General features: G+C 34.5%; 10 protein-coding genes and 1 pseudogene. 9 read left to right on the top strand and 2 right to left on the bottom strand.

Going from position 1 to position 6,482, the window contains the following annotated elements:
- The 7 genes and pseudogenes from BQ5209_RS09015 to BQ5209_RS08990 all read left to right on the top strand — a co-directional run.
- Positions 1-317, top strand: a pseudogene (locus BQ5209_RS09015) (hypothetical protein); the annotation flags it as partial.
- Positions 318-396: 79 nt separating this feature from the next.
- Positions 397-1,620 carry a hypothetical protein gene (locus tag BQ5209_RS09010; protein ID WP_085248263.1) on the top strand — a complete coding sequence of 408 codons (1,224 nt, stop codon included), beginning with the start codon at positions 397-399 and terminating at the stop codon, positions 1,618-1,620.
- Positions 1,621-1,708: 88 nt separating this feature from the next.
- Positions 1,709-2,092, top strand: coding sequence for a hypothetical protein (locus BQ5209_RS09005; protein ID WP_143421897.1), 384 nt, complete (start codon positions 1,709-1,711; stop codon positions 2,090-2,092).
- A 23-nt stretch (positions 2,093-2,115) separates the two neighbouring features.
- Positions 2,116-2,403, top strand: coding sequence for a hypothetical protein (locus tag BQ5209_RS09000; protein WP_085248259.1), 288 nt, complete (start codon positions 2,116-2,118; stop codon positions 2,401-2,403).
- A gap of 171 nt (positions 2,404-2,574) precedes the next feature.
- Positions 2,575-2,739, top strand: a complete 165-nt coding sequence (locus BQ5209_RS10710; RefSeq protein ID WP_167370337.1) for a hypothetical protein — start codon at positions 2,575-2,577, stop codon at positions 2,737-2,739.
- Positions 2,740-2,753: 14 nt separating this feature from the next.
- Positions 2,754-3,038: a hypothetical protein gene (locus tag BQ5209_RS08995; RefSeq protein WP_085248257.1), complete on the top strand. Its 285-nt coding sequence runs from the start codon at positions 2,754-2,756 to the stop codon at positions 3,036-3,038.
- Between the two features lie 221 nt (positions 3,039-3,259).
- Positions 3,260-3,778: an endonuclease V gene (locus tag BQ5209_RS08990; RefSeq protein WP_085248255.1), complete on the top strand. Its 519-nt coding sequence runs from the start codon at positions 3,260-3,262 to the stop codon at positions 3,776-3,778.
- Positions 3,779-3,812: 34 nt separating this feature from the next.
- On the opposite strand, the gene BQ5209_RS10630 is transcribed toward BQ5209_RS08990, so the two are convergent.
- Positions 3,813-3,998: a hypothetical protein gene (locus BQ5209_RS10630; RefSeq protein WP_143421896.1), complete on the bottom strand. Its 186-nt coding sequence runs from the start codon at positions 3,996-3,998 to the stop codon at positions 3,813-3,815.
- 205 nt (positions 3,999-4,203) lie between these two features.
- Here BQ5209_RS10630 and BQ5209_RS08980 point away from each other — a divergent pair, with 205 nt between their 5' ends.
- Together BQ5209_RS08980 and BQ5209_RS08975 are read left to right on the top strand one after the other, a co-directional pair.
- Positions 4,204-4,833 carry a T6SS phospholipase effector Tle1-like catalytic domain-containing protein gene (locus tag BQ5209_RS08980; RefSeq protein WP_167370336.1) on the top strand — a complete coding sequence of 210 codons (630 nt, stop codon included), beginning with the start codon at positions 4,204-4,206 and terminating at the stop codon, positions 4,831-4,833.
- A 33-nt stretch (positions 4,834-4,866) separates the two neighbouring features.
- Positions 4,867-5,601, top strand: a complete 735-nt coding sequence (locus BQ5209_RS08975; protein ID WP_085248250.1) for a DUF2931 family protein — start codon at positions 4,867-4,869, stop codon at positions 5,599-5,601.
- A 260-nt stretch (positions 5,602-5,861) separates the two neighbouring features.
- Here BQ5209_RS08975 and BQ5209_RS08970 read toward each other — a convergent pair whose 3' ends face one another.
- Positions 5,862-6,482, bottom strand: coding sequence for a Maf family protein (locus BQ5209_RS08970; protein ID WP_085248247.1), 621 nt, complete (start codon positions 6,480-6,482; stop codon positions 5,862-5,864).

The raw sequence follows: 6,482 nt of genomic DNA, 5'->3' as shown, positions 1-6,482 counted from the left end.
GCAATGTGATGCAGAAGATGAGGGTGGCACAAAAAGATAGATTCGAAATAGCACTGCCTGAAGCAATTGAAACTAACTTTTCACCAAATAAACCGAATAAAAAGAATAAGTATAGCTTAATGTACCTTATGGTTAATGATGAAGGTGAGCCATATAAAAATATTGAATATTTAGCGTTTATGGAAGATGCTTCAGTCAAACGAGGGAAAACAGATGATAAAGGTTATACAGAAAGGTTTTATACCAAAAAAGAAGAAAAAATTGCTGTCCGTTTAGTATTAAGTAAAACAAGCAATGGGGAGCTTATCAACCAATAAAAAGGAATTAAATAAAAATTATTAATAATTAATAGGATAAATTTCTAAATACAATAATAAAAGAATGGATGAAAATTAAATGACAGTATACAATATATTTACAAGCATAGAGACAAAAACCAATCATGAATATATTATTTATGAAATGGAATTATATAAAATGGACGACAAAGGTAATAAAATTTATGCTTTAGAATCAACAGGTAAACAGCCGTTACAAGCTGATAAGAAAACATTACTTCACCCTACATTAGATATTTCAGATTCCGAAGACACATCATATATATTAGAGCTGAATCTTTACCATAAATTAGGTAATGATGAATATGAAGTATTACCTGAACCTATGACTGCAATTATCCCTCTTAAGGGATTTTTAATATCTGATAAAAAATGGGGATTATCGCGGGAATTTCAATACAATGAAACAACAGAAAAAACACAATATGGCGACGTACCCATATATGAAGTAAAAATAACATTTAAATCAAGATCTTTTGAAGCTAAAGAACATCCGGCTGGCGATCCGCAAGATCCTTTTACTAAAGCTGAAATTGAAAAAGCTTTGCAACTAAGATTAGCCAAATACGATTTTCCTTATCAAGGTGATGCCAGTTTATGTGGACCTGCAGCTTTTTTTTATTGCTTATTGATGGATAGACCAGACTTATATAAACAGATTGTCAAAGAACTTTGGGAATCAGGTAAAACTAAAATTGGCACATTAAAAATAAAGCCTGGTTATAATTGTCGTCATCCTACAAATTTTTTTACAAATGATTCAAGAGGGTATATCCCAAAAGTTCCGTGCATAGATTGGATTACCTTGGCAAGTTTAAGAGATACAGAAAATAGCGTTTTTGATTACGATTCGCCTGATGATCAAGTTTCAGGTATTACAACCGCAGAAAACCTTAAAACATGGTTTGAAAATTCTGGTGCTAAAATTTTATACAGCATCAATACAAGTTTAATTGCTCAGATCCGGGGGCCACATTTAACTTTACAAGATTTATGTCGTTTAAATTCTTATATTAGCCCTGAAACACATGTTGTTGTATTAATAACAGCAAAAATGATTACTAATCAGGGTATTTTAACAACTAAAAACCACTGGATAGTTTGGACAGATAAATTAAAATTACACAATGGTCTGGAAATAACAGAACAAACAGCAATAACTGAAAAGGTTCAGCTTGAACTATTTTCATGGGGCAAGGTAAAAAAATGGTGGACCTCAAAAACTTTAGGTGAAATTATGGAATACTCCTTCGCAGCTATGGTGGTAAGTAAAATTCCTTAGATAAAACATATATGGCAACAAGATAAATGGTAAAGTGTTTAAGACACACTTATTTTTAATAAAAATTCAATTAATCGCAATAAACCATATGAAAAAATCACGATATTATTTAATGTTAATCGTTAACTTATTTTTAGTTCTTTCACTTACTGGGTGTTTTTGTAGCGGAAAATTTGAAGTGCTATCTGAATCTTTACCCAATGCCGCTTTTGGTAAACCTTATTATGCTGAAATAAATATTAATGTTGGTGTAGTTCGCAGTGATTCCTATCATATTAAACCTGAAAATTCAGGGCTTGAGCTATCTCCATCCTATTTTGATTGGAATAATTCATATAATGATTTCACCATAAAAGGAACGCCTAAAGTGAACGGAACAATTAGTATAGAATTTACAGGAACTACTTATGTAACTATGCATTGTCCGGCTAGTCAGTTTAAAAAAATTTATACTATCAAGGTTGAGGAATAGCTTTTTATATCTCTATAAATTATATGAAAAAATTAAGGGAAATGGTATCACACTTTATCGCTCAAAAAATATTTATGGCAAGGGCAAGACTTGAGCCAGAAATAGTTAACGGTGGCATGCATAAATATTACATCCGTCGGATTTGGATTGATAGAATGAAACAATTAAACATTGATAATCGAATGTTTGCAGGCTCTTTTCCGAAAGTAGGGCAAAAAGGTATTAGGGGGGGATTGGTTACACTAATTCATACAACTTTTTTAAGGGGTAAAGTAAACTTATCACAACTAAAAAGGAACAAATATGAATAAGATTAAACGTATAAAGCGATTTCAGAGAAAACGCCTTATGAGTTTTAGAGGATTATTTTAATCACCTGGATTAAAACATGAAGTATAAATAACTTAGCGTTTTCCTACACAAGATTAGCTGAATTACCATCTTTATAAATATTAAATTATCAATAAATTTCAGTATATTAAATGGACCTCGTTCGTGCCGAAAAACAAAAACAGCAATATCGAGCGCAGGCACTCGCATTATTTGCCCTACAACAAAATAGCAATATAAAAATAACCTTTAATGATGGCAGAATTGATTATTTTCAGACATTTTTACCGGATGATTTAAAACAACAGCTTACTTAACAGATAAAAAAATCATGATAGTCAGAATAGAACTCAATCAACTAGAAAAGCGCAGTAATGACTACTTTTATAACGATACGCCATTTAATGGCGAAGCTTATGATCATCGTGACAATCAGCTTTATCAGGTATACGAAATCACCGATGGCGTTATTACAGGTAGCCGATATTATGGCTTTTTTGAGGCTAACGGTCAGCCAAAAGTCGATTATTTAAATGCATTTGAAGCCTGCGATAATTGCAGTGGTATTTTAGTTCCTCCAATTAAAGTTAGAACAGAGCGAAAAGGAAAAAAATGAATGAGATAAAAAATAAAACTGAATTTAACCCACCGGTTCGGCTAGAGTTAAGTTATTTGCAATAGATTGACGGCTTGTACTTTTTAAATGATGTATTGTTTAGTGGATTGGCTTATGACTATCGGAATAACTAAACTTAATAAGTATATTTAATAATAATCAATACAGAAGTGAATATTATCACATTGATAAATAATGTTTTAAATAGAAGATAACTTAATATGATATTGGCAATTGATGTTTATTACATTGATAACCGCGCCAAATCGGTCGGCGTGTTATTTCATCATTGGACTGATTCAACCTCAGCAATTGAACAGGTAATCACAGATTATCAAGATAATGTTGCGCCCTATCAGTCAGGTCAGTTTTATCAACGTGAATTACCTTGCATTATGTCACTGCTTGATAAAATTGATTTAAGTAAACTTACCTGCATTGTGATTGATGGTTATGTGCATTTGGATGAAGGTAAAATAGGGTTAGGTGGGCATTTGTATCATGCATTAAACAAAACCATTCCTATTATTGGTGTTGCTAAAAAGCCGTTTTCAGGTAATAGCGAGTATTTGAACGAAGTTATTCGTGGTCAAAGTAAGCACCCGTTATATGTTACCTCGATAGGCATACCGCTAATAAATGCAGCCAATAGCGTGCAATCAATGGCAGGTAAACACCGAATACCTGATGTGCTGAGCTATTTAGATCAACAAACAAAATTGTTTAAACACGAACAATAACGGATTAGATTGAATTTGGCTAGGATGGATTGAATTACAGTAATGCGGACATTCGCCGACCCAATAAGTCGGCGAATGGTTGAGTAAAATTAGGTATAGGAAAACACCAACTTGTTTCCTCTTCATAATTAAAACAATCCGCTAAAACTACATAAGGCATTTTACCGAAAATCGCTTTATGTGGTTTAACCGTATTACAATGATTAATCAAGCAATTCATTTTCAGCTTTCTATCTTTTGAATCGCTAAATATTTGCAGATGATGCCATACCACCATTAACAGACGTATTACTCTTTCTGTTTTTCCCCTTTGATTGAGTGCAGTTAGGTTGAATGAATTTTTCATTTATATAAGGATTACTACCTATTTTGTTGGTTAAAAAATAGAGTGATTTTTGTTAAAAATATTCAGGAATCTATATCGTTTGAGTGTTTATATAGAAGGGGTCGGTAGCCGAATTGGTGAAAGTGATAGTAATATTGGCTTTGCTACAGGCCTTGGCATAACGGGAATTAAAGGTAAAATAAACCGAGCTATAATCGAAATTAAAAAAGAGTTAAAGACTTTTTTGGGTAAAGCCCCTAAAACACGTATTCAGCAAATTAACTATGATGTATTTGGTTTTAGCCGAGGTGCGGCAACCGCCCGCTACTTTACCAACTTTGTTGCTGATAAGTTAAATGATAAAGATAAACAAGGCAATAACAACCCGCTAACCAAAATGTTAAAACAAGCGTTAGAGGGCAAAATCAGTGACCATTGGCAAGGGCATGCCAATGGATATATCCATTTTTTAGGTATTTTCGATACCGTGGCAGGAATTGGTCGACCCGAAAATTTATTTGATGCAGGCGATGCCAACACTTTTGATATTGATATCCATATTCACCCCGATTCGACTGATGCAGGATTACATATTCAGGCCGCGCATGAATATCGGCATAACTTTTCGCTCAATGATGTGCCTAATTATTTTAAAAAAGTAAGCATGCCCGGTGCCCATTCGGACATTGGAGGTGGCTACCCCAATCATGATATTATTGGCAAAGGCTAATCCATCCCGATCAATAAATAGTAAGGATTTTATATGTTAAAAAAATTTATCACTGGCTTCAGTTTGGTACTACTAATAAGTGGTTGCCATACACCATTTGCACATAACAACGTGGATCCTAATTTGCCGCAAAAACCTTACAGTGAATGGCGTATTGGTGGGAGCTATCCACACTATTTCCAATCGATAGTATTTTCAACCATGATAAAGACCCAATCAAACAAATATAAAATCATTGATATAGTTGCGCGTAATAATCAAAATTATGAAACCCCTGGGCAATGGCAGACAGAATTCGGTTATAGTAATTTACCGGTTTATTCCGATTTGCCAGAAGAATTTTATATTTGTTGGTCATCTTTTGCCGATCAAACCTTTTATCGCACTAAATTAGTGGTGCCATTATGGGCTAGGCAAGAGATGGCAACACCACACCATTTTTATTCAGAAGCCTATGATAAAAATGAGATTGGTTATAACGATACCATTATTATTGGTTTTGCTCCAGGAGGCAGTGTGACCGGTTGGGTTACAGGGATTGCTCATCCAGATGCAACGGCAATAGAATTTGGTAAAGGAGTCACTGAGCGAATCCCGCAAGGGTCGGATGTTTGCCCCAATCCATACCCAAACGGTAAAATAACTGAAATCACCCCTGAAGCTAAAGCTTGGCTAAAAAAACACGGCATGCCTAAAGAGTGGCAAGAAAAATATAATAATGTCACGATGGGCGCCTATCTCAAACTAAAAAATTCACCCAATTTTTAGGGCAGATGAATGGGAAAACAAATAGCTATTACAGTATAGGTTATTTAGTTACAGTTAGCGATCCTTAAGTTCGCTCAAATAATTATTGCCGACAAGCAACCAGCGATCTTGATGAAGAAAGCATTGCCAACATAATGCAGTTATTGACCGAAATTCATCAACAAGGCACCACCTTATTAGATTAGTAGTTATCCATGATAATGATGTTGCACTTTATAGCCAAAAATTTATGAAAATGTTAGCAAGAGTGATTATTTGACTTATTCATCATATTGGTAATTTAAAGGGGGGTTAGCTGACGACATTAATAACGGATTACAGCCCATTTCGATCATAATTTTATTGAGTTTTAGTAATGGCAATCCAACCAATGAATTAATATCATCGCCTTCTAGTTTATCAAACAGGGTAATACCCAGTTCATCACATTTAAAACTGCCTGCGCATTGTAGTGGCATCTCTTTGCTAATGTAGGCATCAATTTCTGAATCAGTTAAGTACCGAAAGGTCACTTTAAACGGTTCGCAAATGGTGGTTTGTTGTTGAGTTTTGGTATTAATTACTGTCATACCAGTATAAAAATAGAAGGCTTTACCGCTGCTTTGTCGAAGCTGTTTGCGGGCATTATCAACCGTATGCGGTTTGCAAACAATATTACCATCTAACACGCCGACTTGATCCGAGCCGATAATTAAACTATCAGTAAATTGTGCAGCTAATGACTGTGCTTTAAGTTTAGCTAGCCGACCCACCAATTGCTGAGCTGATTCGTCGACTAGCGGTGTTTCATCGCATACTGGTGGCACACACTCAAAAGGCATAGCTAATTTTTCGAGCACCTTTTTACGTGATGGTGAAGTTGAGGCTAATATGATTCTCAT

The sequence above is a fragment of the Gilliamella mensalis genome (genome assembly GCF_900103085.1).
Taxonomy (GTDB): Bacteria; Pseudomonadota; Gammaproteobacteria; order Enterobacterales; family Orbaceae; genus Gilliamella; species Gilliamella mensalis.
The sequence above is the reverse complement of the archived record's forward strand: the minus strand, read 5'-3'. Positions and strand labels throughout refer to the sequence as shown.

Coding starts and splice junctions, on each gene's coding strand:
- BQ5209_RS09010 (WP_085248263.1), top strand. CDS start 397: ATGACAGTATACAATATATTTACAAGCATAGAGACAAAAACCAATCAT.
- BQ5209_RS09005 (WP_143421897.1), top strand. CDS start 1,709: ATGAAAAAATCACGATATTATTTAATGTTAATCGTTAACTTATTTTTA.
- BQ5209_RS09000 (WP_085248259.1), top strand. CDS start 2,116: ATGAAAAAATTAAGGGAAATGGTATCACACTTTATCGCTCAAAAAATA.
- BQ5209_RS10710 (WP_167370337.1), top strand. CDS start 2,575: ATGGACCTCGTTCGTGCCGAAAAACAAAAACAGCAATATCGAGCGCAG.
- BQ5209_RS08995 (WP_085248257.1), top strand. CDS start 2,754: ATGATAGTCAGAATAGAACTCAATCAACTAGAAAAGCGCAGTAATGAC.
- BQ5209_RS08990 (WP_085248255.1), top strand. CDS start 3,260: ATGATATTGGCAATTGATGTTTATTACATTGATAACCGCGCCAAATCG.
- BQ5209_RS10630 (WP_143421896.1), bottom strand. CDS start 3,998: ATGAATTGCTTGATTAATCATTGTAATACGGTTAAACCACATAAAGCG.
- BQ5209_RS08975 (WP_085248250.1), top strand. CDS start 4,867: ATGTTAAAAAAATTTATCACTGGCTTCAGTTTGGTACTACTAATAAGT.
- BQ5209_RS08970 (WP_085248247.1), bottom strand. CDS start 6,482: ATGAGAATCATATTAGCCTCAACTTCACCATCACGTAAAAAGGTGCTC.